The 25533-nt window shown below is 43.6% G+C and carries 20 protein-coding genes, 1 tRNA gene and 1 other RNA gene; 7 read left to right on the plus strand and 15 right to left on the minus strand.

Annotation, left to right across the window (positions count from 1 at the left end; translation table 11 throughout):
- Positions 1-42 precede the first annotated feature (42 nt).
- From JMX95_RS03010 to coaD, 10 genes are all read right to left on the minus strand, one after another.
- Positions 43-1824, minus strand: coding sequence for a polysaccharide biosynthesis/export family protein (locus JMX95_RS03010; protein WP_201559995.1), 1782 nt, complete (start codon positions 1822-1824; stop codon positions 43-45).
- 55 nt (positions 1825-1879) lie between these two features.
- Positions 1880-2986 carry a capsule biosynthesis protein gene (locus JMX95_RS03015; RefSeq protein ID WP_226950228.1) on the minus strand — a complete coding sequence of 369 codons (1107 nt, stop codon included), beginning with the start codon at positions 2984-2986 and terminating at the stop codon, positions 1880-1882.
- Positions 2964-3635, minus strand: a complete 672-nt coding sequence (locus tag JMX95_RS03020) for an ABC transporter ATP-binding protein (protein WP_045453663.1) — start codon at positions 3633-3635, stop codon at positions 2964-2966. Before JMX95_RS03020 ends, JMX95_RS03015 begins: the two co-directional genes overlap by 23 nt.
- A 14-nt stretch (positions 3636-3649) precedes the next feature.
- Complete coding sequence (locus JMX95_RS03025) at positions 3650-4462, minus strand: ABC transporter permease (protein WP_201559996.1); 813 nt, start codon at positions 4460-4462, stop codon at positions 3650-3652.
- 238 nt (positions 4463-4700) lie between these two features.
- Positions 4701-4777: transfer RNA gene (locus tag JMX95_RS03030), tRNA-Met, on the minus strand.
- A gap of 119 nt (positions 4778-4896) precedes the next feature.
- Positions 4897-5279, minus strand: an RNA gene (gene rnpB, locus JMX95_RS03035) — RNase P RNA component class A.
- A gap of 113 nt (positions 5280-5392) precedes the next feature.
- The gene (gene bioD, locus JMX95_RS03040) at positions 5393-6133 is read right to left on the minus strand and encodes a dethiobiotin synthase (protein ID WP_201552826.1); all 741 of its coding nucleotides are present in this window, start codon (positions 6131-6133) and stop codon (positions 5393-5395) included.
- Positions 6130-7446 carry an adenosylmethionine--8-amino-7-oxononanoate transaminase gene (gene bioA, locus JMX95_RS03045; protein ID WP_201552817.1) on the minus strand — a complete coding sequence of 439 codons (1317 nt, stop codon included), beginning with the start codon at positions 7444-7446 and terminating at the stop codon, positions 6130-6132. The genes bioD and bioA overlap by 4 nt, the downstream gene beginning before the upstream one ends.
- Before the next feature lie 3 nt (positions 7447-7449).
- Positions 7450-7698: a YfhL family 4Fe-4S dicluster ferredoxin gene (locus tag JMX95_RS03050; RefSeq protein WP_021814308.1), complete on the minus strand. Its 249-nt coding sequence runs from the start codon at positions 7696-7698 to the stop codon at positions 7450-7452.
- Positions 7699-7800: 102 nt separating this feature from the next.
- A complete protein-coding gene (gene coaD, locus JMX95_RS03055; protein ID WP_201552815.1) occupies positions 7801-8310 on the minus strand; it encodes a pantetheine-phosphate adenylyltransferase in 510 nt (169 codons plus the stop codon).
- A gap of 358 nt (positions 8311-8668) precedes the next feature.
- Between coaD and smpB the strand changes: the two genes are divergently transcribed.
- Positions 8669-9145, plus strand: a complete 477-nt coding sequence (smpB, locus tag JMX95_RS03060; RefSeq protein ID WP_011512728.1) for an SsrA-binding protein SmpB — start codon at positions 8669-8671, stop codon at positions 9143-9145.
- 104 nt (positions 9146-9249) lie between these two features.
- On the opposite strand, the gene rarD is transcribed toward smpB, so the two are convergent.
- Complete coding sequence (rarD, locus tag JMX95_RS03065) at positions 9250-10272, minus strand: EamA family transporter RarD (protein WP_201552813.1); 1023 nt, start codon at positions 10270-10272, stop codon at positions 9250-9252.
- Positions 10273-10562: 290 nt separating this feature from the next.
- On the opposite strand from rarD, the gene JMX95_RS03070 reads away from it, so the two are divergent.
- From JMX95_RS03070 to JMX95_RS03095, 6 genes are all read left to right on the plus strand, one after another.
- Entirely contained in the window at positions 10563-11030 is a 468-nt protein-coding gene (locus JMX95_RS03070; protein ID WP_045453648.1) for an Lrp/AsnC family transcriptional regulator, read from the plus strand.
- 142 nt (positions 11031-11172) lie between these two features.
- The gene (locus JMX95_RS03075) at positions 11173-11928 is read left to right on the plus strand and encodes a hypothetical protein (RefSeq protein WP_227675946.1); all 756 of its coding nucleotides are present in this window, start codon (positions 11173-11175) and stop codon (positions 11926-11928) included.
- A gap of 229 nt (positions 11929-12157) precedes the next feature.
- Positions 12158-14617 (plus strand): YgiQ family radical SAM protein, encoded by a 2460-nt coding sequence (locus tag JMX95_RS03080; protein WP_201559997.1) that lies wholly within the window; start codon positions 12158-12160, stop codon positions 14615-14617.
- 335 nt (positions 14618-14952) lie between these two features.
- Positions 14953-15366, plus strand: coding sequence for a hypothetical protein (locus tag JMX95_RS03085; RefSeq protein WP_045443583.1), 414 nt, complete (start codon positions 14953-14955; stop codon positions 15364-15366).
- A 240-nt stretch (positions 15367-15606) separates the two neighbouring features.
- Positions 15607-16170, plus strand: a complete 564-nt coding sequence (locus JMX95_RS03090; RefSeq protein WP_227675947.1) for a hypothetical protein — start codon at positions 15607-15609, stop codon at positions 16168-16170.
- A gap of 62 nt (positions 16171-16232) precedes the next feature.
- On the plus strand, positions 16233-16787 hold the full coding sequence (locus JMX95_RS03095) for an REP-associated tyrosine transposase (protein WP_201559998.1): 555 nt from the start codon (positions 16233-16235) through the stop codon (positions 16785-16787).
- A 45-nt stretch (positions 16788-16832) separates the two neighbouring features.
- Here JMX95_RS03095 and JMX95_RS03100 read toward each other — a convergent pair whose 3' ends face one another.
- The 4 genes from JMX95_RS03100 to JMX95_RS03115 all read right to left on the minus strand — a co-directional run bounded on the left by JMX95_RS03100 (position 16833) and on the right by JMX95_RS03115 (position 25506).
- Complete coding sequence (locus JMX95_RS03100; RefSeq protein WP_201559999.1) at positions 16833-17606, minus strand: hypothetical protein; 774 nt, start codon at positions 17604-17606, stop codon at positions 16833-16835.
- Between the two features lie 326 nt (positions 17607-17932).
- Positions 17933-20020, minus strand: a complete 2088-nt coding sequence (gene ligA / locus JMX95_RS03105) for an NAD-dependent DNA ligase LigA (RefSeq protein ID WP_201560000.1) — start codon at positions 20018-20020, stop codon at positions 17933-17935.
- Between the two features lie 292 nt (positions 20021-20312).
- On the minus strand, positions 20313-21329 hold the full coding sequence (locus JMX95_RS03110; protein ID WP_201552787.1) for a cell division protein ZipA C-terminal FtsZ-binding domain-containing protein: 1017 nt from the start codon (positions 21327-21329) through the stop codon (positions 20313-20315).
- Between the two features lie 214 nt (positions 21330-21543).
- Entirely contained in the window at positions 21544-25506 is a 3963-nt protein-coding gene (locus JMX95_RS03115) for an AAA family ATPase (RefSeq protein ID WP_201552785.1), read from the minus strand.
- Positions 25507-25533: the final 27 nt, after the last annotated feature.

Genomic DNA, 25533 nt, shown 5'->3' on the forward strand with positions numbered 1-25533 from the left:
GCAGATGACTTGTTCTCTTGTTATACAACTTTTCAATAATGGTTATAAATCGAGAACCACTTTAGCAGCGATGGCTAATTGATAAACAATTTGCGATAAGCCACGCGCAATTTCTACGCGCTTAGTTTTGACTTTTGGTAATACCATAATCTCATCGCCTTGCTGGATACGATAAGCGGTATTGACCACCTCACTGGCGCCATTTTGATGGATAATCAAGATTTCTTTAACATCAGCATTGTCAGAGAAACCGCCTGAATTGGCAACATAATCACCAACGGTATAATCTGGATTAAAGGTCAGCGCGCCTTGTGCTCGTACTTGACCATTAACGGTAATGACAGACGTTTGCGCAGGTATCTCAATGATATCACCTTGCTGCAGAATAATATCCTGCCACGAATTCGGGACGACAACAATTTGACCCGTCGTTTTAACATTACGCGCTTTGGCAACAAACTGCTTAACCAACGCTGCATCGTCTTGACGCAGTGCTGCTTCTTCACGAGTGGTCGACTGCGTGGCAAGCGTCAGCTCTTCTAGGCGATCGAGCGACTCATTAATCATGCGTTTTTGTTGCTCAGCAACAGACTCACGATAAATGGTCAAATGAGTCAGTTTAGCGAGTGGGCTTGGCTGTAGCTGTGGCACGATGTCCTTTAAGCGAGCACCATATGGTACAACCATGGCACCATTACCTGTATGCGCACCTTTTACTTGCACCGCGATTGTGCCCGCATAACGATCGGAGGTAACTACCATCTGATCACCATTATAAACAGGCACGTTTTGAGCTTCTGCCAACGAGTAATATTCCGCCGTCTGTGCACGTCCTGCACTGCGAGTGATACTAACGTTGGTGGCATTCGCTGCTGGATTGGCCACTTGCAATACATCACCAATGGTCAGATCGTTCACATCAAATTCAAAGGTATATTCGTTTTGGACTTGACCGCCTACTTCAAAGGTTTTTTTCTGCGGCGCGACCGTAATCACATCGCCATCACGAAAAGAGAATGCTTGTAATTTACCCGCCAGTAGAAAATCATACAGGTTGACTTGCTGCAGCATTTGCCCATTACGTTTGATTTGAATATCAATGTAACTACCACGAGTCGGATCAACACCGCCCGCTCTATCCAAATAAGACAATACCGAGTCTGCTGCTAAACCGCCGTAATAGCCTGGTTGCTTGACGAAACCTGTTACAAATACTTTTACTGGCTGTGCTTGCTCTAATGAAGCATAAACGCCAACGTTCGAGCGATAAATACGACTGACAGCACTTTTTACCACATTTTGCAGACTGCCATTTTGCACACCTGAGACACGTACTGGACCGATATTTGGCAAGAAAATATTGCCTTGTGGGTCGACGGTCATGGTAGCCGCATATTGATAAGCGCCCCACATCCGTACTTGGACGTTATCACCTGGGTTGATCACGTAACTGTCATTAAAGGTAGAGCCAGAAGTGGTCGAAAATGCTCCTCGGAAGAGCTGCTCACCAAACATCATGTCTTGCGTATTGATGTCTTGATATGGGCGCGTGGTATTGATGACTGACTGACTTGGCAAGCTTGAGGCATTAACCGCTTCTTGCGCGGTCGCCTGTCCTGATACACCACCTGCAAATGCCTGTGTTGAGACATTGATGTTATTGCGGTTTTGGTCTTGACTCATGCTGTTATTGCTGGTGCCAAAGCTAGATCCTGAGATTTGATCAGCATAACTGCCTGCTGCTAGTGCTGATACACTGCTGGCTGCCATGGCCAAACTTAACACTTTTATCACGGTCACAATAGGACGTGGTTTCATATTCATGAGTGGTATTCCTTTGCTGATCTATCGATCATTACTGATATCTGGTGTGTTAAAACTAGCTACGATGATCACGTACAACCGCCATCACTAGGCGCACAAATCCATAAAGCATCAAAAGTAATGCTAGCGACGTCCAAATAATATATGCACGGCGTGGATAAGTTGCTTCTTCAGCTTGATACGGTGTTGAGATGACAATCAAATTTTTCATCTTTTTAAAGGCTTCTAAACGTGCCTTTTCAAGTGAAGATAACGACAATTTATAGAGCTCAGTAGCGAAATCAACATCTGCTTTGATAGTCTCAAACTGTACCGCTTGACGGTTCAACTTGGTGGTATTCGGTGATGTCAGCTTGGTTTGCTCTTGGTTGATTTGCTCTTCGACTGCTTTAATCTGGCTTCTTAATGACACTACTTGCGGTGCATCTGGATTTAGATAGCTGAGTAATTGACGCTCTTCGGTACGTAATGAGCTTAATTGCGCTTGCAAACTACCAATCAGCTGATTCACAATTTGAGCATTGGACTGTGGATCGTAAATCTCATTTTCGTTTTGATATTTCAATAACTGTTCTTTGGCATCATTTAGGCGATCTTGTGATTCATCTAACTGTGTCTCAGCAAATACCAGCTGATCACGAGCCACCTCTTGTGAAATACGGTTGACGAACTGCTCAGACTCATTGAGGATCGTTTTATTCAGCTCAAAAGCATACTTTGGATCAAAGGCTTCTGTCGATACTGACAGCACATAGCTTTGCTCGTCCAGATTGATGTGTACACGCTTTTTGAAGTACTCAAGTAACTCTTCTTGTGTGGCATCAGGCTCAATCTCATTAAGCGGATCTGAGCCATCGACATGATACGCTTCGCGGAACTTGAACTTATTATCAAGGCGCTTCACCATATCATTGGATAGAATATACTCGGTCAGATAAGTCGCATCTTCTTTACTGGTACTGTTCACACCCAGCAAGGCCGACAGTCCACCGCCAGAAGGCACACTGGTATCACTGACTTGTTTGACCACCACATCAGCCGTCGAAATAAACCGCGGATGAGCAATGGTCATGACATAAAATATCACCAACACCCAAGGGAGGACCACCAAGCCAATAAACAGCGAGAAGTCAATTATCTTATTTTTTCGCTTTGTGGACATGCTCTTCATATACCTCAATCGCTTCTGTTGTGTCTTCAAAGACGTGTGCTGTTTGATCCATTAGCACAATACCAATATCACAATTACGCTTAATATCACCGATGTTATGCGATACGATCAAAAACCCTGCTTGTTCACGGCGCGCGGCCAATATCTCTTCACTACGCTTACGAAAAGCCGCATCACCCACAGCGCCTGCTTCATCAAGCATATAATAATCAAAATCGAAGGCCAAGCTTAAGCCAAACGTTAAGCGTGCTTTCATCCCTGATGAATAACTTTTTACCGGCATATCGAAATAGTTTCCGATATCTGCGAACTCTTCGACAAAACGAATTTTTTCGTCAATATAGGGACCGCTTGAATAAAGACGGCAAACAAAGCGGACGTTTTGACGACCCGTCAAACTACCTTGGAAACCGCCGGCTACCCCTACTGGCCAAGAAATCGTCGAGTCGGTAATAATCTCTCCGTGATCAGGCTTATCTAGTCCGCAAATAATACGCAGCAGAGTTGATTTACCTGCCCCATTACGACCGAGTAAACCCACACTTTTTTTATCACCAATGGTCAGATTCAAATCTTTAAATAGATAATGCCGACCCTGCTTGGTCATAAAGGACTTAGAAACATTTTTAATCTCAATCATTCATTTACCTGTCACTACTTTGAACGGATAAGGTCTTTTTCGACCGCTTTATACATCAATAAACCTAAGAAATTGACTGCGACCATCCATTTTAAAAAATACGTTATGTCAATATGATACGCAGGATAAGTAGGAGATAGTGCATTTCTCATTAGTTCAATATTATGGACAAATGGAATATATAATAAATAACTCAAATATGGTTCAGGAATAATATGAATAGAATACATAATTCCAGATACAAAATATAAAATAGTAAAAATCAAACCAATAATTTTGCTGATTTCACCCCCATAATAGCCAACAACCATCATTATCATAGCTAATCCAAAGCCAAATAAGAATAAAGTTAACCAGCAAAACAAAACCACATTCAAATGTGCAAGACTGATAGGAATACCAATAAAAGCAAGTATGACTAACAGCAGTACAAAGGTAAAAAAATAAATCACTAGTTCTAAAAATGAGCGGGCAATAATGACGTCAATGTGACGTACTGATCGATACATTAAAAGCCCTTGATTGGCCTCAACTGCTCCTAACGATCGTGTTGCTATGGTACTCATCATACGAAAAGGCACTAGGCCTGCCACCAGAAATAACATGTAGTCCATTCCTGGCAGCACACGGGTCATAATAGCGCCAAATATTATCAAATAAATAGCAACTTGAAACATTATCTCTAATGGCGCCCACAGATAGCCCAAGCGATAACCACCAAAGCGCGTTTGCAGCTCACGCATCAGCAAAGCATGAAATGCGGCACCCATGACTTTTAGACCACTGCGATGCTTAATAGGACGATAAGGAGGTAGTTGTACAGACATGGCGTTACAGGACTTTACCGAAAACAGCCCCTATGATAAGTAAGCGGGACATAAGTTACAACAATTAATCTGTACCTAAACAGATAAAGCTATGATTTAGCAAGAAATCAGTGGGTAATTATTATGTTTTATGGTGCCCATTGAGCCATTCACCATATTCTTAAATAATTTATTTCAGGCAAAAAAAAACCAATCAAATAATGATTGGCATTTTTAATATTACAGGTCTTGCTAAAAATGGTGGCGATGAAGAGACTTGAACTCTTGACCTCACGATTATGAGTCATGCGCTCTAACCAGCTGAGCTACATCGCCATTTTAGGATGCACATTTTACCCAAGCTGTTGACTGTCGTCAACCCCTATAAGGGCATTTTTTGCAGAAAATATGAAATTTATTCAAATTAGCTGCATTTTTATCACGAACAATAAAAAAGGTTTGGTAAACCGATAAGCCGGGTTCTGTCGTGGACAATCATTCCTCTAGGCGCACAATCGCTCGTACGCTCAAGCAACCTACCCGCATCGAACGCGGGCCGCGCCATGCCGATGCCTATTTGGTCTTGCTACGCGTGGAGTTTACCATGCCGTGAACTGTTGCCAGCCACGCGGTGCGCTCTTACCGCACCCTTTCACCCTTACCGATGACATGAATATCTTGCGATACTCATATAAGCCAAAGGCGGTCTACTCTCTGCTGCACTGGTCGTCAAGTTACCCTGCCCAGCCGTTAGCTGGCACGCTGCCCTATGTAGCCCGGACTTTCCTCCCCTGCGCATCTGTTGCCAGTGTGCAGCGGCGATTGCCTAGTCTACCAAGCGCGCTAGTATAGCAAACATATCGACTAATTGGGAATGAGTTTTCTATTTATTTGCAGACTTGAGATAAAAGCCTATTTTGCGATAGAAAAGAAACCACACTCATAAAGCTTTTAGACGAAATCGACTGGTAAAGACAATGAATAGCTTTTTGATAACGCCTCATAATTGGCTTGATGACTGCCATCTATATACGGTATCTGTAACCAATGCGCTTTGGGGTAATTTGCAGCTAAATAATTTTGTAAAAAATCCATGGTACTATTTGCAATCTCAGCATCCGTCTGAGCAGCATTATCATGAATATGATTATAAATAACACTATGAACTTCTAGACCGCGAAATTTTATCGCCTCCAAACTAAGCAAGGTATGGTTGATGCTACCAAGCCGACCAGAAGTGACCAAAACAATCGGATAGCCTTGAGCTGCAATATAATCTAAGGTTAATAATTGCTCAGTTATTGGCACGAGCAATCCACCAGCACCTTCTAAGAGCACCACATCGTAGCTTTGTTGCAATTGCTGCGTCGCTTTAGTAATCAATTCAGGATTAAGAGTTTGCCCTGCAAGCTTGGCAGATAAATGCGGTGACGCAGGCTTCTCATAACGATATGGACAAGTGGTGAAATTGAGGTCGCAAGGTTGCAACGGAAGGCTCATCAGCTGACGATGGATAATAATATCATCAGCAATTCCTATCTCGCCACTATCTAGATTTATTGCGACACCAGTTTGCACCAGCTTTTGGGTAATGACATTGACGCCTTGATGCATCAGCGCTTTGGCAATCATACCCGTCGTATAAGTTTTGCCGATGTCGGTATCGATACCGGAGATAAAGAGAACGCTCATTCTTGACCTTTTTGCGTTAAATAAATACTGACTACTTTTAATAGCGATTGACATAAAGTCAAAAGCTCAGTATTCGTGATGATATAAGGCGGCATGATATAAACCAGTTTCCCAAATGGTCTGACCCAAATACCATTCTCAATCAATAAAGCCTGAAAGATTGGCATACCAACCGCTTCATTTAACTCAATGACGGCAACTGCGCCTAGACAGCGTACTTCCTTAACACCGTCTAGCTTTGCTGCTACAGCAAGTTGTTGTTCCATTATTGTTTGGATATTTGCTGTACGCGCTTCAATATCATAGGAGAGTATTAAATCAATTGAGGCACAAGCGACGGCACAAGCTAGCGGATTGCCCATAAAGGTCGGACCGTGCATCAGTGCCGGATAATCACTTTGGCTAATGGTATCGGCAATGTTACGCGTACATAAAGTCGCCGCAAAAGTCATATAACCGCCAGTTAATGCCTTGCCAATCGTCATGATATCAGGGCTGATACTCGCATGCTCACAAGCGAACAGCTTGCCACTACGTCCAAAGCCTGTGGCGATTTCATCAGCAATTAATACAACATCATATTCATCACAGAGCTTTCGCAACAGTTGTAAGTATTCTGGGCTATAAAAACGCATGCCGCCTGCGCCTTGAATAATCGGCTCGATAATAAAACCGGCGAGCTGATCGCTATTTTTATCAAAGAAATCCGTTAATTCATCATATTCAGACTGGCTAATATCACGCTCAAAGCCCATTGGCGGAGCTGGCACAAAATGCTGCATCGGTAACTGTTTACCATACAAGCTGTGCATGCCATTGATAGGGTCGCAGACACTCATCGCATGCCACGTATCACCATAATAGCCAGAATGGGTCGAGGCAAATTGGCACTTTTGCGGACGCTTAGCGGCAATTTGATATTGCAATGCCATCTTTAATGCCACTTCTACCGCAATGCTACCGCTATCTGCATAAAATATGGCATCCAGTCCAGCAGGAACGATTGCAAGCAGCTTTTTACCCAAGTCTATCGCGGGTTGATGGGTCAAACCACCAAACATGACATGCGCCATTTTACCCAACTGATCAATAATTGCCGCGTTTAGTTTGGGATGATTATAGCCATGGACGCTCGCCCACCACGATGACATACCATCGATCAAGCGCGTGCCGTCTTCAGTAACGATATAAATACCATCAGCGTGATCAATCACAATATTAGGATAAGTCGGCGGTAGACTAGCATAAGGATGCCAGAGATGTTGCTGGTCAAAGTCGTTCGTTGATTTCGTAGATAAGAGTGATGTTGTCATATTTTATTGACCAGTAATGCGTTTATATTTTGACAACAAATCGCTTTCGGTCTCGACATGATTGGGATCATGAGGGATGCAATCCACAGGGCAAATGACCACGCATTGCGGCTCGTCGAAGTGCCCGACACATTCGGTGCATAAATCAGGGTCAATCACATAAATATCATCGCCTTCTGAGATGGCTTCGTTTGGGCAGGCAGGCTCGCACACATCACAGTTGATGCATTCATCAGTAATTAATAACGCCATAGACTGCTCCTTATATTTTGCTTATAGCACTTGTATCGGTGGCTTTGAGGATTTCGATGCGTTTAAATATTCAACACATCTTCATTGTCAGCAGGTATTTTGCTATTTAAGATTGAGTTTTTCAGCAAAAGCTTGTGACACACATGGCGGGACAAATTTAGTCACATCACCACCGAGTTTGGCGATTTCTCGAATCATTGTCGATGAGATAAAGGAATAATTCTGCGATGGCGTCAAAAACACTGCTTCAAAGTTTTCATCAAGCTCACGATTCATATTGGCCAGCTGAAATTCATATTCAAAATCTGACATCGCACGCAGACCTCGTAAGACAGCAGTGGCATTTTTTTCACGCATAAAGTCAACGAGTAGACCTTCAAAACCCACCACCGATACTTGCGGCAAGTCAGCAAATACTGTCTCGACTAAGGCGACGCGCTCCTCAAAGTTAAATAAAGGCTTTTTGTGATGTCCTGAGGCAACCGCAATAACGACCTCATCAAACAGTTTGGTGGCGCGTGTGACCAAGTCCACATGACCATTGGTAATAGGATCAAAGGTACCAGGATATAAAATCTTGGTATGCAATTTCGAAGAAGTAGAGTGGCTCATAGCGTGGCTAATAGGGTCAGTAATATTAGGCTATATGCTAGCAAATTTTGCTCAAACTTAATACTTATCGTCGATGCATTTGTAAATAGTTACCGCCTTAAACTCACTTAATGTACTCAGTCTTCTGTTTGCGCCCGATTGCTGTGTACCCACCTTAAATGACTTCGACTATATTGGCTACATTTGTCCTAATAGCCGACTTACATTTTTGTTAGAGGCTTTGCTACAATAGGCGGTTCGACTCATCCGTTTTATAAACCAAATAAAGGACAATACCATTTATTGAGTTAGGATGAGGAATCAGTAGGAATAGTCATATAAGGACTTTGTATTTGTAGGCAGTCCTTATGGAGAAATTATGTCAAAAAAATCAAAAAAACCAGAGAATCAAATTTGTGCCAATAAAAAAGCTCGACACGAGTATTTTATTGAAGAAACGTTTGAGGCAGGATTGTCGTTACAAGGTTGGGAAGTAAAAGCCATTCGCGCGGGCAAAATGACCATTACCGAAGCTTATATTATCTTTCGTAATAATGAGGCATTCCTGTTTGGCGCGCATATCCAGCCGCTACTATCCAGCTCGACGCATGTCAGTCCTGATAGTATACGTACCCGTAAACTGCTGCTTAATCGCCGCGAAATCGAAAAGTTAATGGGTGCAGTCAACCAAAAAGGCTATGCCTGCGTGCCATTATCCTGCTATTGGAAAAACTCGCTGGTGAAATGTCAAATTGGCTTGGCATTGGGTAAAAAACAGCACGACAAACGTAAAACGCTTAAAGACCGTGACTGGGAACGTGATAAGCAGCGTGGTTTTAAGAAGGATTTAGATTAAAGCCATCTTTCAACAGATTGGTGTTAATCTTAAAAAAACGGACGATTCAACTTTATGCTGAATCGCCCGTTTTTATTTATTCGATTACTCTTACTTATTAACTTTCAAACAACTGGCGCAATCTTTGTCGTTTGCGATTGTTTATGAGCACTGCGTAATTGACGTATACCGTGCATAATCAGACAGATAATACCGAGCCAAATCAAACCATAGCTATAAATCATCGCTGATTCAAACGGATTGCCCAGTACAGTTACGGCTAAGATAAATAATAATGCAGGCTCTAAATAGCTCATCATGCCATAGACATTTACTGGCAGCATTTGGCTGGCATCCACATTGGTTTTCATGGCCAACACGCTCATGACACCAAGTCCCGCCAGCATCAGGATAAAAAAGCCAGAACCGCTCACTAAGCTTAAACTGCTCGGTGCGAATAAAAACAAATAAGCCACAGCAAATGGTGCGAATATCGTTAAATCAACCAATAATCCAGTCACCGCGCCAATCCCTTGCAGACGACGCAAAATATAATACAGCGGATACGTGCCGCAGACCCAAAGCGTTGCCCAAGAGACACTTTGCGTACGGATAATTTCACTGCCGACTCCTAATGCAGCAAATGCAACCGCCAACCATTGCAAACGGCTTAATTTTTCACCAAATAGCACGCAACCAAATATAACCATCATCAGCGGAAATAAAAAATAACCCATCGCGGTTTGTACGCCCTGCCCATTGACCGGTGCCCACATAAATAACCAAAACTGGCTTAAGAATATCGGTGTCGGCAATAGTAACCACGCCCACTGTTTAATTGATACTAGATTTTTTATTTTATTGACATGCAAGCCTAAACGTCCACTAACCAGTAGATAGCATATCAATGCCGCCCACATTGCTAGCATCCGCCAGATAAAAACTTGCGTACCTGATAACGGCGCCAAAAAGCTGCTGTAAGCATACAGCACGCCAAATAAAAGGTTCGACAAGATTGCTAGTATGACGCCCAAAATTAATGTGCGTTGCTGTGCGCTACCCGCTGTCCAAATCGCTGGCAATGGCAAGCGTGAGACAGTCGTTGCGAGCGTATTTGCGAAGACAGTAGAGAGCATTGAAGTAGACATAAAATCACCGTAAGTTTAAATAGATATTAGAAAACCAGCTGTGAGCTTTTACTTGTTATGGTTAAGCTTTGGTTGCTAGGCTTTAATTGCTAAGTTTTGATTGTTAGACCTTGATTAATAGCGCCTATTTTACTGAGTGTCGCTGAGAGATTATTGCTATAAAAATTTATTTATGAATAAATTTATCTTTTATAGCCTTTGAAAATAAATATTTTCTTATATTTTGACTTATAGTGATAATAATTATAAAAAATCCAGTGAATGAAACGCTTTCTAAAAGAGAGAACACCATGAGCCAAGTTTTAGATGATATCGATAAAGCGATTTTAAATTTGCTACAGGACGATGCGACCTTGCCATTAAAAACGGTGGCAGAACAAGTGCATGTGTCTATCGCTACTGCCCAGCGCCGTATCCAAGCATTAATCAGCAATGGCGTCATTACCAAGCAAGTCGCTATCGTTGACCCAAATAAGGTGGGTTACGGACTGACCGCGGTGGTGATGATAGAGATGGCGCGCTCAAACACTTCGATGCAACATCGGTTTGAGCGCTTGATGAATACACAACCACAAGTGATGAGCTGTTATGAGGTGTCCGGTGATGCGGATTTTATGTTGATGGTCAATGCCAAAAATATGAGTGATTACCATCGCTTCACGACTGGTTTGCTCACCTATGAGAATAATGTGCGCAACTTTAAAAGCCAATTTGTGATGAACTTTACTAAAAGTGGGACAAAGATTTTGCTCGATTAATTTGATTATGAAAACTGCTTGGCTGTTTAATTAAAAGTAGATAAGTCGCGGTCAAACAAGGTACGATATCAACGAAAGTTTGGCAGTAAATAATAGATGCCGCACCAGTAGTCCATCGCCTAGTAGACAAGGAAGCCTTACCATGATTAAAAACACCCGTACCATTAGAAAAGAAGAAAGTAATAATCCAGTACTAAAAGCATTAAGCTTTAAGACAGTGATAGTCGGTACATCACTTGCGGCATTGCTAGCCAGCTCTGGCTGTGCAACCAGTTCATTATTAGACAGTGACAATCGAGTCAGCACAACGACAACTAAAAGTGTGTTGTCAGAAGATCAAATTGTGGCCTTTGGTCGCCCTGCACAGGCATTACCAAAAATGCCAAATGCGACGATGGTTATCGTTGGCGAAAAGAACAGCTATGTGCTGACCCAAGGTGGGACAGAGATGGTGAATTTACTGACCAATTTGACACCAAAAAATATCCAAGTCGATAATGAGATGAATTTTTATGTGCCCAATAATGATGGCTACTTTCAGGGAGAGATGAAGCTGTCTTATGCCAAACTAAAAGACGAATTTAAGCGTTCTGACTACCAGTTCTTTTTGCAAAACAATGGCCGCGAATGCACCTCAGCCAGTGATCAACGTATCAATGCTCAGCGCTTTTGCTTTAGTGTCCCTGTCAAAGGCGCTATTTATCCGCAAGTGAGTAATCTCAGCTTAATCCAATCCAATTATCGCCCTTTAACTAAGCCTTATACGGTCAGTTTTTATACCCAAAGCCAGCAAAATCAAGTGTCTCGTAGTGGCGCCAATACGGCGCAAAAGCTGGTCTTACTGCCCTTTGCGTTAGCTTTTGACGTTGTCACTTTCCCATTTCAGTTATTAGAGTAGTAAATCCTTACTATAAACGATGATTTGAAATAAAGATGCGCTTAGTTTCTACAAGCCTTTTTATTCATAGATTACTTAAACTATCAATAACTTATCGTCAATCCTTTGTCATCGTTTATGACATCATGAAGACAATTCATGTTAAAATGAGCGCTTTTAAATGAGCCGTTAATATTTTTAATGAATAACGGCTTTTTTAGTGCCATTTTTCTAATTAACAGGTCCGCTCATGTCTGCCGATACCATCGCCCGCACCGCCTTTAAACAAGGCACCAAACCACTTTACGACTACGACAAACATTGGGCAAGCTGTTACGAGCCAGCGCCTTATTTGCCAATGAGCCGCAAAGAGATGGACGATTTGGGCTGGGATGCCTGTGATGTCATCATCATTTCAGGCGATGCGTATGTCGATCATCCAAGCTTTGGCATGGCGATTATCGGTCGTCTACTAGAATCACAAGGCTTTCGTGTGGGTATCATTGCTCAGCCAGATTGGAAGAGCAAAGACGCCTTTATGGAATTGGGCAAACCTGTCTATGCTTACGGCGTGACCGCAGGCAACATGGACAGCATGATCAACCGCTATACCGCCGATCGCAAGATTCGTAGCGATGATGCGTACTCGCCGGGCAACGTGGCAAATAAACGCCCTGACCGAGCCGCTATCGTCTATAGCCAGCGCTGCCGCGAAGCATATCCTGACGTGCCAATTATCCTAGGTGGTATCGAAGGCAGCCTACGCCGTATCGCGCATTATGATTACTGGTCGGACAAAGTCCGCCGTAGTATTTTGATGGATGCCCGTGCCGATGTTTTATTGTACGGTAATGCTGAGCGCGCCATCGTCGATGTGGTACATGGTCTGTCTAAAGGCTATAGCTTTGAGCAGATGAGCAAATTGCGCGGTACCTCATATCTGTTGACACCAACGCGCCGCCATTGGCAAGACGATATGACTGAAGTTGCTAGTAATGACGTCGATACCGTTGGCCGTGTTGATCCGATTATCAATCCGTATGTGATGACCGAAGACGTGGATCAATGCTCAATCGAGCAAGACAAACCCAGCGATTCACCGGTTGGGCAAGCGCTCTCAGGAATGGCTTCACAGTATCCGGGCTTTGTGTCTGAACCAGTTACCAATAAAATTCTAAATGCTGAGCAAGTTGACGAAGAAACTCAAGTGGTGCAAATGCGTGGTTTTGACAAGCCAATGACGGCGCGTAAGCATAAAATAAAAATGCCGCCACGTGAAAAGACAGTCATTCGTCTGCCTGATTATGAGCACGTCAAATCTGACCCTGTTTTATACGCTCATGCCAGCCGTATCTTACATCTTGAGACCAATCCAGGTAATGCCCGTGCCCTCGTGCAACGTCATAGTAGCGGCGCTGGTAACTCACACACCTCCATCGATGTCTGGCTCAATCCACCACCGATTCCACTCTCGACCGAAGAGATGGATTATGTGTTTGACTTGCCGTACGCACGTTTGCCGCATCCAAGCTATGGCGATGCACGCATCCCTGCTTATGACATGATTAAATTCTCAGTCAATATCATGCGCGGCTGTTTTGGTGGTTGTACTTTCTGCTCAATCACTGAGCACGAAGGACGCATTATCCAAAACCGCTCGGAAGAATCTATCCTACGAGAAGTCGAAGCCATTCGTGATACCGCACCTAACTACACTGGCGTTATCTCTGACCTTGGCGGGCCAACGGCCAATATGTATCGTCTGAGCTGTAAAGACGAAACCATTGAAAAGAATTGCCGTAAGCCATCTTGTGTCTATCCTGACGTCTGCGAAAATTTGATTACCGATCACAGTAATTTGACCAAACTATATCGCAAAGCCCGTGATATCAAAGGTGTAAAAAAGATTCTCATCGCTTCTGGCTTACGCTATGACTTGGCGGTAAAAGATCCAGAATACGTCAAAGAATTGGTCAGCCATCATGTCGGTGGTTATCTAAAAATTGCGCCTGAACACTCTGAAGAAAACGTCTTATCGAAAATGATGAAGCCGGGCATGGGCAGCTATGATAAATTCAAAGCCATGTTTGAGCAGTACAGCCAAGAAGCTGGCAAAGAGCAATATCTGATTCCTTACTTTATCGCCGCGCATCCGGGCACGAAAGATGAGGATATGATGAACCTTGCGCTGTGGCTAAAAAGCCATGGCTACCGCGCTGACCAAGTTCAGGCGTTCTATCCTAGCCCGATGGCGACAGCGACCACTATGTATCATACGCATAAAGATCCACTGCATAAGATCAGCCGTGATGAAGGTGACATGGATATCGTCAAATCGGGTAAGCAGCGTAAATTGCATAAAGCGTTCTTGCGCTATCATGATCCAAAAAACTGGGTATTATTGCGTAAAGCTCTGCAAGACATGGGTCGTGGTGATTTGATTGGTAAAAACCGTGGCTGCTTAATCCCGCCGTTCAACGCCAGTTTAGAAGGGCGCGATGCGGCACAAGACAGCTACCAATCAGCGCGTAAAAAGAACAGCCGCCTCGGTAATGATTCGGTGAAGCGTAATAATAATTCGTCAATCAATGGCGCATCGGCTAAAGGCGCTGCGGGTCAAAACACGGTCAGCAAAAACACCAAAAAGCGCGTGAGCAAAGGCAATTTCCAAACCCAGCATACTGGTTTGCCACCGCGTAAAACCAAGTAGTTAAAGCCCTGTATCTTATTGCTAAATACAGATGCTTAAATAAGTGACAAACACTTATTTAAGCTCATCAAAAAAGCGTCTATCGGTCAAAAGATCGATAGGCGCTTTTTCATTTCAATCGGTTTATTTTTAATAAATCCACAATCAAAGCTCAAATACCGACCAAAATGCACCAAATGATGCGTTACATTAGTCAGTGATTAAGTAACTTAATGAACACGTAACAAACAATTTCTAACATTCTTCAAGCGCTGTTTTCGTTACCATATGCGCTATATGCTTAACGCATTATTAAAAATAAATACATTATAATTTTTATATCTTTGGAGAATGCCATGAACACCCTAACTAAATTTGCTGTTGCCCTACCTACCCTTGCCCTATTAAGTGCTTGTGCGACCACAGCTCCTACTACGCCAAATGCATCAAACACGCCTGCATCAGAAAGCGTCACCGATGCCGCTTATGATCGTATGGCACCAGCACCTTATACCTGTACTGACGACAGCACCATCATGGCTAAACAATCTATTAATAAAAAACAAGTGATGCTCAATGCAACCTTGCCTAAAGTAAAATGGGCTGAGCAACCAATCATCTTAAATGGTGATGTGCAAGGTGATACCGCAAGCTACGTTAATGAGTCAAACCCAGAAGCTGTCTATGCATGGCATATGAAAGGCGACAAAGGTATTTTTGCCATCAAATGGGCAAACGGTAAAGAATATCAAGTAAACTGCCAAATCTAGTTAGCTAGCTATAAACAGTCTGCCAGTTGTAAAAAACTAGCTACTTATAAAAAACAGTCATCATAGGATGGCTGTTTTTTTTGCGTGTTGATTAAGCAATAATGGCGCTGAATGTCTGTATAAAAACTGACATCAAAACCACAGATTCAGGTAAAGCATTGATTAGAATGAACGGTTTGCTGCTTTTGTCTAGAGAAGCATCAAGAAACCTGTCAAAATAGCGCTGATAGGATATTGTTTATGATTAATTATACTAAGGATACGTCGATGGCTAAGCGCTTAATGAATATGATAATCATCGCTACTGCCAGCATGTGGGCACTGGCTGGCTGCGACAACAGTGCTGAAACTGCCGCTCAAGATTCTGAGCCAGCGGTGACGACCGCAGACTCCTCAACGACAGCCACTAAGACTATCGACTGGTCTGTCATAGCGAGCGGTGAGAAGCCCGCTGACCCTGCCAATTATCAATATCCGTTTGCGCTCGATAGCCAAAATGTGCGCGACTACGCAGAGTATTTCAAAGTGGATAATGCCACCGCTCAGCATAATCTAACGATAAGCATGGCGAGTAATGAGGCACTATCTAAAGCGTTGGATCAGCTCAGTGAAAGCTATGTCTCGCATGAGCTAACCGATGGCAATGAGATGAAACTCATCATTCATACCACGCCTGATATCGCTGCCAGTCGCTATGATTATGTGCTGTCTGATGACTTTGCGAAAGGATTGGTATTACCGATTGAGATTAAACCGGATGGTAAGAAAAGTGATATGAAGGCGCATGGAGAAGTGGTAGAGTAATTTAATTTGTAGGGTGCGCCCTGCGCACCGATAGGGTATTAAAATTCATACGGTAAATATAAATGTCACAATACATTCGTTCATACACGAAAGGTGCTACCTACTTTTTTACTTTGGTGTCATACGATCGAAGAAAAATACTGTGTGAAGATGACTTCTTAGAAGTCTTTAAAAAAAGCATCAAGCAAGTTCAACAACAATATCCTTTTAAAATCATTGCATGGGTTCAACTACCCGATCATCTACACTGTATTTGGAAAATGCCTACTGACGATGCTAATTATAGTATGCGTTGGTCGCAGATAAAACGATTAACCACCCAAGCTTGTCCACAATATCATTTACCAATAGATATGTTAAGCCGTTCAAAAATTAAAAGAAACGAAAGAGGTATTTGGCAGCGTCGGTTTTATGAACATGAAATAAAGGACGAAACAGATTTCATAAGACATATGGATTACTTGCACTATAATCCTGTTAAGCATGGGTTAGTTAAAAAGGTAGTAGACTGGCCATATTCGAGCTTTCATCGTTATGTGAGGCGATATGTTTATGCGGAAGACTGGGGTAATGAGTCAATTGGTTTTTCAGAGAGTTTTTCAGATAAATTAGAGTAGTTTTTTTCTAGGTGCGCTGGGCGCACCCTACGCTAAACCTTCGATCTAGCTAAAAAGTGTTTTTCTAAACTCCTTAATATATTTTCCTTTATGAAATTTCCAGCTAAGATTTTCATCGAATGCCTGCTCAAATAAATCCTTACTCATTGAGTGACCGAAGCTATGAAAAGTCATAACTAAAATCATATCATAGGCTCTGAATAAAACTTTATTTATATCCGTAAACATTTTAGCTGATTCAAACCCAATTGTATTATTTCTCTCGTAGTTTTTCATTTGTTCGTCTATCTGTTTCTTTGATGGATGAACATAAGCACAAGCGTCATAAAAAAAATCTTTAACCTCACTTCGGAAAGTGTTTTTTAAATCACCCGAAAATGGTGTTGAGTAGTCATCTATAACTTTTATTGATGAATTTGGAACACTATCTCTTAAGTATTCTGTTTTAGAGTCGAAACTACACCCCATTTTTGCATAATCAACAATTACATATTTAGTAGTCATTTCAATTAAATATCTCAGCTCTCTTCTAGCTGTATTATGAATGCCATTTTCAATCATTACCTTAATTCCAATAGCTGATTGAATCAAATCGTCAATAGTCCTTATACATAAGAAATTATTGTAAATATCTGCACCTCTTGTTGAATACATTGAAATGAGCCTAACAGCATTGATAAAGTCCATTGAAATTGTTTGAATATTTTTTATTTCTTGCTGATATTGTTGAGAATCATAGACCTCATCTTTCCAATACGAGGTTTTAGTTAGAAAGGCTTGCTGTAATTCTTTTCTCAATTCTTCAATTGGATCTTCCATAGCTTAGGTATCTCGCGTCATATTAATCGATGAATTGGGTCGGGTGGTAAGATATGCCTCATGCACCACTTAGAAATAGATAGAACACTAAATTGAAATAATATATCTCAAACATTATCTTACTTTTCAGTGGTATGTAAAAGTAGTTGTAGGGTGCGCCCTACGCACCGACGCATAAATATGGAAAATTAGATTAAATGCAGTTATTTACATAAATTATTCAACGTTCAATTACTCATCGTACAATGCTTTAAACTCAAAAATCCGTTTCTTAAAGGTGCGCTGGGCACACTCTACACATCTGGCTTCATTTTAACGTTTATCACCTACTCCCCAACCAAAGCCAAAAACTCTTCTTCACTCACAATTTTAACACCCAGTTTCTCCGCTTTTGCCATTTTCGAGCCAGCCTTATCACCTGCCAGTAGCGCAGTCGTTTTTGCCGAGATACTACCTGAAACTTTGGCACCGAGCGCTTGCAGTTTGGCTTTGGCCTCATCGCGTGCCATGCTATCAAGTGCGCCCGTAATGACCCACGTTTGCCCATCGAGTGGCAATCCTTCTGACGCGACTTGCTCAACCTTATCCCAGTGCACGCCAGCTTCTCGCAATGCCGTGATGACTTCGATATTATGCGGTGCGCGGAAGAATTTATAAGCAAGTTCAGCAGTGATCGCGCCGACATCAGGCGTTTGCAGTAGCTTATCGATATCAGCAGCCATCAGGCTATCAAGGTCGCCAAATTGCTGCGCCAAGTTCTGCGCCGTCGTCTCACCGACACCGCGAATACCCAGCGCATAGATAAAGCGAGCCAATGTTGTATGCTTACTGGCTTCGATAGCACTGAGGATGTTTTGTACTGATTTTTCGCCCAGTTTCTCAAGCGTAATCAGCTCGTCTTGATGATTGTGCAATTGATAGATATCAGCGACTGTCTTCACCAAGCCATGCTCAAAAAAGCTAATCAACCAACTTGCGCCTAAGCCATCGATATCCATTGCCCGACGCGAGACAAAGTGAATGAGCGCCTCCACCTGCTGCGCGGGACAAAATAGCCCACCAGTACAACGCGCCAACGCTTCATCTTTGGGCAACACCACAGGCGAGTCGCATACTGGGCAGGTCGATGGCAACTTAACGGGTTCAGAATCTGCTGGACGTTGATCTGTCCAAACACGGGTCACTTTAGGAATCACATCGCCTGCACGGTGAACGCTGACCATATCGCCTGCGCGCACATCCAAGCGCTGAATCTCGCCAAAGTTATGCAAGGTGACATTGCTGACCGTGACGCCGCCGACTTTTACAGGTTCTAATTTGCCAACAGGCGTAATCGCGCCCGTGCGTCCGACTTGCCACTCGATAGCATGCAAGCGTGTCATGACGGTTTCGGCAGGGAATTTATAAGCGGTTGCCCAGCGCGGCTCTCGCGATAAGAACCCAAGCTGCTGCTGCAATGCCAAGCTATTGACCTTGATGACCATGCCATCAATCTCAAACGGCAGCTCGCCACGTGTCTCCTTTACCGATTCATAATAGGCTTGAGCCTCGCGTGGATTTTGTACCACCTCGACTGCACTGACGGTAAAGCCAATGGTCTTTAGCCATGCAAGCGCTGCTGATTGGGTTTTGATATGCTCAGGTAAACCTTGGTTGACTGAATAACAGTAAAATGCGAGCGGACGGCTAGCAGCAATGGCGGGATCTAGCTGACGCAAACTTCCAGCAGCGGCATTGCGTGGATTGGCAAAAGTTTTGTCGCCCTTTTCTTCAGCAAGGCGATTCAAACGCTCAAAGCCCGCTTTCGGCATCAGCACTTCACCGCGCACTTCTAATAATGGAATCTCGCTTGCAGCCGCGAGCCAAAGTGGCAAATTGCGAATGGTTTTGGCATTTTGGGTGATGTCCTCGCCCGTTTGCCCATCACCGCGTGTCACCGCTTGGACAAATTTGCCATAAGCGTATTTGAGTGATACCGCCAAGCCATCAAGCTTTAGCTCCATCTCGTATTCAGGGTTTTGCTGTGCATCGTTGAGGCGATCATTCACGCGGCGCATAAAGCCATGTAATTCATCATAATCAAAGACATTGCCAAGCGAGAGCATGGGAATATCATGAGTGACTTGGGTAAAAGCCGATAGCGGCATGTCGCCAACTTGGTTAATTGGGCTGTCTGGCTGTACTAAATCCGGATATTGTTCTTCAAGCGCCAATAAAGAGCGACGCAACTGATCGTATTCGCTGTCTTCTAAAATGGGATTATCAAGCACATAGTAAGCATAATTGTGCTGCTTAAGCGCATCGATAAACGTGCGCATCTGGGTGACGATAGCATCATTATTTTTTATAGGGTTAGTAGTATTGATGTCTTTATTAATGTTTTTAGAGGTAAGCGGTGAGATAGGGTCAGTCATAGTCGGCGTCTTTTCTTTGCAATTCAAGATGCCGATATGATAACAAGTTTGTAGGATGCTCGGATATAGTCGATCTTATATAAATTAGATACTGTGTCAGGCTCGCTCAGTCTACTATGTGTAGTACTTTCACTCACCTTCCTTGTATCTAAATTATCTTGAACCGACTCTAGCATTTTGCAGAAACTAAAGCCCATTAAAAAAGGCAAATAACGTCAATCGCTATTTGCCTTTTAGAATACTGCTAATATGAATCAGCTTTTATTGATCAACCTGTATTCATACATTAAAACTAACCTTCATAATCGCGAACTTGATTACGCAATTGCTGCTTGTATTCAGGGGTGATTGGTTCGTTCTCTTCATCGAGCATAATGGCATCCAAATCACTTGCCATCATGTAAGCAATACTCATCATACTATCGAAGCTACGCAGCGCTTGTGGATGCGGCAAAGATAAGAATACTACCACACCATTATAAGTATTGGTCGCCACGCTATGCGGATCAAAAGGCGCGATACCACTATCAGTGATACCCATCATACTGAACCATAGCATGCCCGTGCCGTCTTTTTGCTCATAACGATGGAACATGTTCATCGCGCCATAGCGCAGACCATACTTATCAATTAATGCCAATAAATCACGACCACGGATAATTGCGGCTGGACGGTCGCGATATTGATGCGGCAAAATAGTGATATTAATATTGTCTTTGGCATTGATGAGTGGACCGTTTTGCGCTTCATCCACTGGCTCTGAGAGATGCTGATCGAGTATCGGACTGTTATTATCGAAGCTTGGCTCGTCTGCGGTATCAATAGAGGGCATCAAGCTGTCAGTTGCAGACATCAGGCTTGAAAACGCATCCTGCTCTTGCTCGATATGCATCTGCTCAGCGGCTTCTGCAAACTCGCTGTTGTCAGCACGCTGCTGCTCTGCTTGCCAGCGCACATAGTCAGCATCATCTATTGTGTCAGTATCGGTGTCATTAACATCCGCATGCCCAGCTGTCAGCTGCGTATCAACATGGGTATGAGATTGGGTCAAAGGCTCGTCTTCGACCACCGCATTTAGATAACTGCGATCAGGAGCGATACTTGTTTCGCCAGCGACTGTATCGTCTAAGTCTGGCTGATCGACGATATTGCGTTCATGACGCGGTATGATAGGAATACCGTTTTTATCATAATTGACCGCTACCGCTTCAGCATTATTGCGGCGCTTAAAGCTACGAATGACCATAAATAGCCCTGCAAGCATGATAAATGCGGCAATGGCAATCAATATAAACTGAATAGCGGTCATAAGAGATACATCCTAATATATGACAAAAGGGAATACATAAGAGGGAATAAATGGCAATAGTCTAGCATGGCTAATGAATATCGTCACCATATAGTCATCGTTTACCGTGAGGCTGACACACTTGCGTGACGTTGTAATATTGTCACATCATTTCTAACTATACCACCGACAACTGCTGCCAGTTATCAATTATTTTTGCTATTCAACGCTGCTCTTAATCAGAAAGGTAACGCGCTGCCTCATCGAGTGACACACTGACCAAGGTAGAAATCCCTGCGCTTGGCATGGTCACGCCTTTTAACTCATCGGCAATCTGCATCGTTAATTTATTATGGCTGATAAAGATAAACTGCAAATCGTCTGCTAATTCATGAATAAGACTGGTAAAGCGAGCGACGTTGGCGTCATCAAGTGGTGCATCGACTTCATCCAACACACAAAATGGCGCGGGATGCTGCTTAAATATCGCAAAAATCAAGCTCAATGCAGTAAGCGTCTTTTCGCCGCCTGAAAGCACAGCGAGGCGGCTATTACGTTTGCCTTTTGGTTGTGCCATTAAGGTTAGCCCTGCCCGCCACTGTTCTGATTTTGGCGCATTAACGGGCATATCATCCGTATTGAGCGTTAAACTGGCTTGCCCGCCACCAAACACTTTAGCAAATAAATTGGCAAGCTCAATATTGACGGCATCGAGCGTCTGCATAAATAGCGTTTTGGTCGTTTCATCAATCGAAGCAATCGCCTCCGTTAACGTCTGCATACTGGCAGCAATATCGGTTGTCTGCTGCGCGAGTGGCTCTAAGCGTTCATTAACCTCTGCCAACTCTGCCACGGCAGCGAGATTGACCGCGCCAATTTTGCTTAGCTGCTGCTCAAGCTGCACGCGCTCAGACTCAAGCTCAGCAATTTTATCTGGGCGCACACGGCGATCATGCGCAATAAAATCTGCCAATAAGTTTGAGACGCTCATCACTTGTTGCTGATGCTGTGGGTGCTGCGCTATGTCTGATTGTGCTTTATATTTTTGACTCACCTTATAATAAGCATCTAGCGCTTCTTGCGTATGGCTACTAGCATCCTCTAATTTTGCAGCGCTTAGTGCCAGCTCGGTCGAGTGATTGGCAAGCGCATTTTGCTGGGTTTGCAGTGTATTTTGCAAGCTATCTAGCTCAACCTGCTGCTGATTGTATTCTTGCTTGAGCACCGTTAATGCAGTTTCTCGCTCTGTTAATACAGCCTGCTGCTCATCGCGCGCGGTCTGTGCTGTTTGTAATGCATCTTGCAGTGCTGGCAATGTATTTTGCTGCTGCTCATGACGCGTCTTTAGATTTTGCTCACTTTGTAGCGACTTTTCAAATTGCGCACTTGCCCGAGCAAGACTGCTTACACTGTGTTCTAAACGCATCTCACTTTGTTGAATACGAAGTTGCAAGGCTTGCCAAGCGTCATCATCTACTTGACGGGTACGACTTAGCTCACTGCGCTCCGCTTGTAATTGCTGAGTTGCCGCACGAGCATCGGCGATTTGTGGCGTTAGCGCTGCTATTTTGCTTTGGATATCTTGCTGCTCATGATTGAGCGATTGTTGTTCTTGCACCAGCTCCTGTTGCTCTTGCTCAAGGGCTGCTTTATCAGCATTGAGGCGTTGGCTGTCCGCTTGCAAACGTTCAGCGTTGGCGCGCTGAGTAGTGAGCTGTTGCTGATATTGATGCTCATCACGGGTCAATTGCTCAGCTTGCGCACGTGTTTCTTCTAAGCTGACTATCAATGCATCATAGTCACGCTGGTCTTTTGTAATCGCTTTTTTCTGCGCTTCTATTTTGTTCTCAAACTCATCGAGCAAATTCTCTAACGCTTGTAAACGGCTGCGCTGCCGCAAACGCTGGGTTAAAAATTGACTGTTGCTGTTATTGCTACCATTTTTTCCATCTTGCGCACCAGCAAATTTACTTAGATTCATCGTACCCTGACGACTGATAAGCCAGCCGTCAGTCGTGAGTAAAATAGCTGACGATGGCAATGCTTTTAAAATCTCAGCAAGCGCTTCTAACGTTTGCTTATTATCTGTCTCAGGCTGTGCAATATATAAATAGCACTGCCGCCAAAGCGCTAAGTTCGGTGCGCTAATCAGCTGTGATAAAGGCAGTACTTTATCAATTAAGTTCTCTGGCAAGACACTGGTAAATGGCGTTGAATCTGTATCATTTGTCTGAGCAGGTAGCCACAAACTATGACCCGTTTCTATTTTGATTGATGGCTTGTCCACTGTATTGGTTTGCGCATTTTGATAAACAAATAAATCTTTTAACTCATGCTCAAGCACCTGCCATAAGCTATTCACTTTCTCAGAGTCATCGCTCACGTTATCAATATTTGGTTGATAAGTTTGGTTAGAAACTAGTACATGGCTGTCTAACCATAATGCCAACACACTATCAAGTAGCTCTGCATGCTGCTGACCTTTCGCGCTTAACTCAATCTGGTCACGCAAGGTGGTAATGGTCAATTGGCTATAGTCGCTAGCTATTTCATTTTCTAAATCACTTTTAACATCAGCAGTTTTTGCATGAACAAGCGGTTGCGATTTTGGTGTCGGCTTAGGATTCAATATTTGATGCAGGGTATCGTACTCACCCGCCAATACGGCGTGGCGCTTCTCATTCTCGCTTAACTCGCGCTGCTGCGTGTGTAATTGCTGTTGTAAATCCTGCGCTTGCGGTTGTAGCTCAGACAGTCGCTCATCGACGCTGTCTTGTTGGCGTTCAATCTGCTGCAATTGTTTGTTTAGCTCAGCAACTTGCACCGCTAACCTCTGCTGCAAATGATTCGTATCAGAATTATTTTGCAAACCAGCACTTGCAACTGGTGATAGCGACTGCTGTAATTGCTGCCATAAATGCTGCCAATTTTGCTGACGGCGCTGCCATTTTTCATGGTTTTGCTGATAACGTTTTTGTGCTTGGTTATTAATGGCTTGCTGTTGTTCTAGCATGCGCGCATTATCTTGCAAGCGTGATAGCTGATTTTGCGCGTCATGGTAGGCGCGCTGTAATGGTTGCTCGTTGCGTTTATGCGCTTCACGTTTATTCGTTAATTCAATAAGCTTCGGACGCAATCCTTCTAGCACAGTCTGCTGCTCGGCTTGCTCAGCCTTTAGGCGATTTATCTCATCGACTGCTTGCTGACTCTGCTGCTCTAAGCTCGTGAGTTGCTGCTCGATAGCGTTTAATTGTGATTTAGCATCACCTAATTGATGCTCTGCTTGTTGATAGCTTAATTGATGCTGATAATGGCTGCTTTGAGCATCGTCTTTGAGCCACTGCTCTTGATTGATATGAGCAGCAAGCTTATCTTGCTTGGCTTTTAGGTTGTCATAGTTGGCTTGTAAAGTTGATACTTCAGTGGCGCTGCGCTCATGCGCTATTTTTTGCTGCTGCTGAGTATGCTTGGCTTGATAGAGCTGCTGAATGGCAAGCTGCTGCTTGATATCAGCAAGCGCTAATGCCAGCTCCTCGTAGCGCTCAGCACTGGCGGCTTGCTTAGACAGACGCTTTTGTTGGCTGACCAGCTCGCTTTGCATATCATGCAGGCGTGCCAAATTATCTTTAGTTTTCTCGAGCTTCTTTTGCGTTTCTTCACGGCGTGCTTGATAGCGCGAGACCCCTGCCGCCTCTTCGATAAACTCACGCAGCTGCATCGGGCTAGACTCAACGATACGCCCAATCATGCCTTGCTCAATCACCGCATAGCTACGTGCGCCAAGTCCCGTACCCAAAAATACATCGACGACATCACGGCGACGACAGCGCGTGCCATTGATAAAATAATCTGAGCGACCTTCCTTATTTACCTGACGACGAACGGACAGCTCTTGATAGAGATTAAATTCATGGCGAATACCGTTTTGCTCATCTTGCGTATGCTCGAAGGTGAGCTCAACGCTAGCGACACTTTTGGCGGCTTTATCTTGCGTACCCGCAAAGATGACATCACTCATCGCCCCGCCACGCAGCTGCTTGGCAGAGGTTTCACCCAGCACCCAACGAATGGCATCAATGACGTTAGATTTGCCACAGCCGTTCGGCCCGACAATGGCGGTGATACCATGACGAAAGGTAAAAGTCGTAGGATTGGCAAAGGATTTAAAGCCTGCCAGCTTGAGAGATTTTAGGCGCATGAAGGATCAGTAAATATGGCGAAAACA

The sequence above is a fragment of the Psychrobacter sp. NC44 genome (genome assembly GCF_904846655.1).
GTDB lineage: Bacteria > Pseudomonadota > Gammaproteobacteria > Pseudomonadales > Moraxellaceae > Psychrobacter.

Excerpts from the sequence above, each read along its gene's own strand:
- JMX95_RS03110 (WP_201552787.1), bottom strand. The coding sequence starts at position 21,329 with ATGACCGCTATTCAGTTTATATTGATTGCCATTGCCGCATTTATCATG.
- JMX95_RS03025 (WP_201559996.1), bottom strand. The coding sequence starts at position 4,462 with ATGTCTGTACAACTACCTCCTTATCGTCCTATTAAGCATCGCAGTGGT.
- JMX95_RS03095 (WP_201559998.1), top strand. The coding sequence starts at position 16,233 with ATGTCACAATACATTCGTTCATACACGAAAGGTGCTACCTACTTTTTT.
- JMX95_RS03070 (WP_045453648.1), top strand. The coding sequence starts at position 10,563 with ATGAGCCAAGTTTTAGATGATATCGATAAAGCGATTTTAAATTTGCTA.
- JMX95_RS03100 (WP_201559999.1), bottom strand. The coding sequence starts at position 17,606 with ATGGAAGATCCAATTGAAGAATTGAGAAAAGAATTACAGCAAGCCTTT.
- coaD (WP_201552815.1), bottom strand. The coding sequence starts at position 8,310 with ATGAGCCACTCTACTTCTTCGAAATTGCATACCAAGATTTTATATCCT.
- rarD (WP_201552813.1), bottom strand. The coding sequence starts at position 10,272 with ATGTCTACTTCAATGCTCTCTACTGTCTTCGCAAATACGCTCGCAACG.
- JMX95_RS03085 (WP_045443583.1), top strand. The coding sequence starts at position 14,953 with ATGAACACCCTAACTAAATTTGCTGTTGCCCTACCTACCCTTGCCCTA.
- JMX95_RS03020 (WP_045453663.1), bottom strand. The coding sequence starts at position 3,635 with ATGATTGAGATTAAAAATGTTTCTAAGTCCTTTATGACCAAGCAGGGT.
- bioD (WP_201552826.1), bottom strand. The coding sequence starts at position 6,133 with ATGAGCGTTCTCTTTATCTCCGGTATCGATACCGACATCGGCAAAACT.
- JMX95_RS03050 (WP_021814308.1), bottom strand. The coding sequence starts at position 7,698 with ATGGCGTTATTAATTACTGATGAATGCATCAACTGTGATGTGTGCGAG.
- JMX95_RS03090 (WP_227675947.1), top strand. The coding sequence starts at position 15,607 with ATGATTAATTATACTAAGGATACGTCGATGGCTAAGCGCTTAATGAAT.
- ligA (WP_201560000.1), bottom strand. The coding sequence starts at position 20,020 with ATGACTGACCCTATCTCACCGCTTACCTCTAAAAACATTAATAAAGAC.
- JMX95_RS03010 (WP_201559995.1), bottom strand. The coding sequence starts at position 1,824 with ATGAATATGAAACCACGTCCTATTGTGACCGTGATAAAAGTGTTAAGT.
- JMX95_RS03080 (WP_201559997.1), top strand. The coding sequence starts at position 12,158 with ATGTCTGCCGATACCATCGCCCGCACCGCCTTTAAACAAGGCACCAAA.
- JMX95_RS03115 (WP_201552785.1), bottom strand. The coding sequence starts at position 25,506 with ATGCGCCTAAAATCTCTCAAGCTGGCAGGCTTTAAATCCTTTGCCAAT.
- smpB (WP_011512728.1), top strand. The coding sequence starts at position 8,669 with ATGTCAAAAAAATCAAAAAAACCAGAGAATCAAATTTGTGCCAATAAA.
- bioA (WP_201552817.1), bottom strand. The coding sequence starts at position 7,446 with ATGACAACATCACTCTTATCTACGAAATCAACGAACGACTTTGACCAG.
- JMX95_RS03075 (WP_227675946.1), top strand. The coding sequence starts at position 11,173 with ATGATTAAAAACACCCGTACCATTAGAAAAGAAGAAAGTAATAATCCA.
- JMX95_RS03015 (WP_226950228.1), bottom strand. The coding sequence starts at position 2,986 with ATGTCCACAAAGCGAAAAAATAAGATAATTGACTTCTCGCTGTTTATT.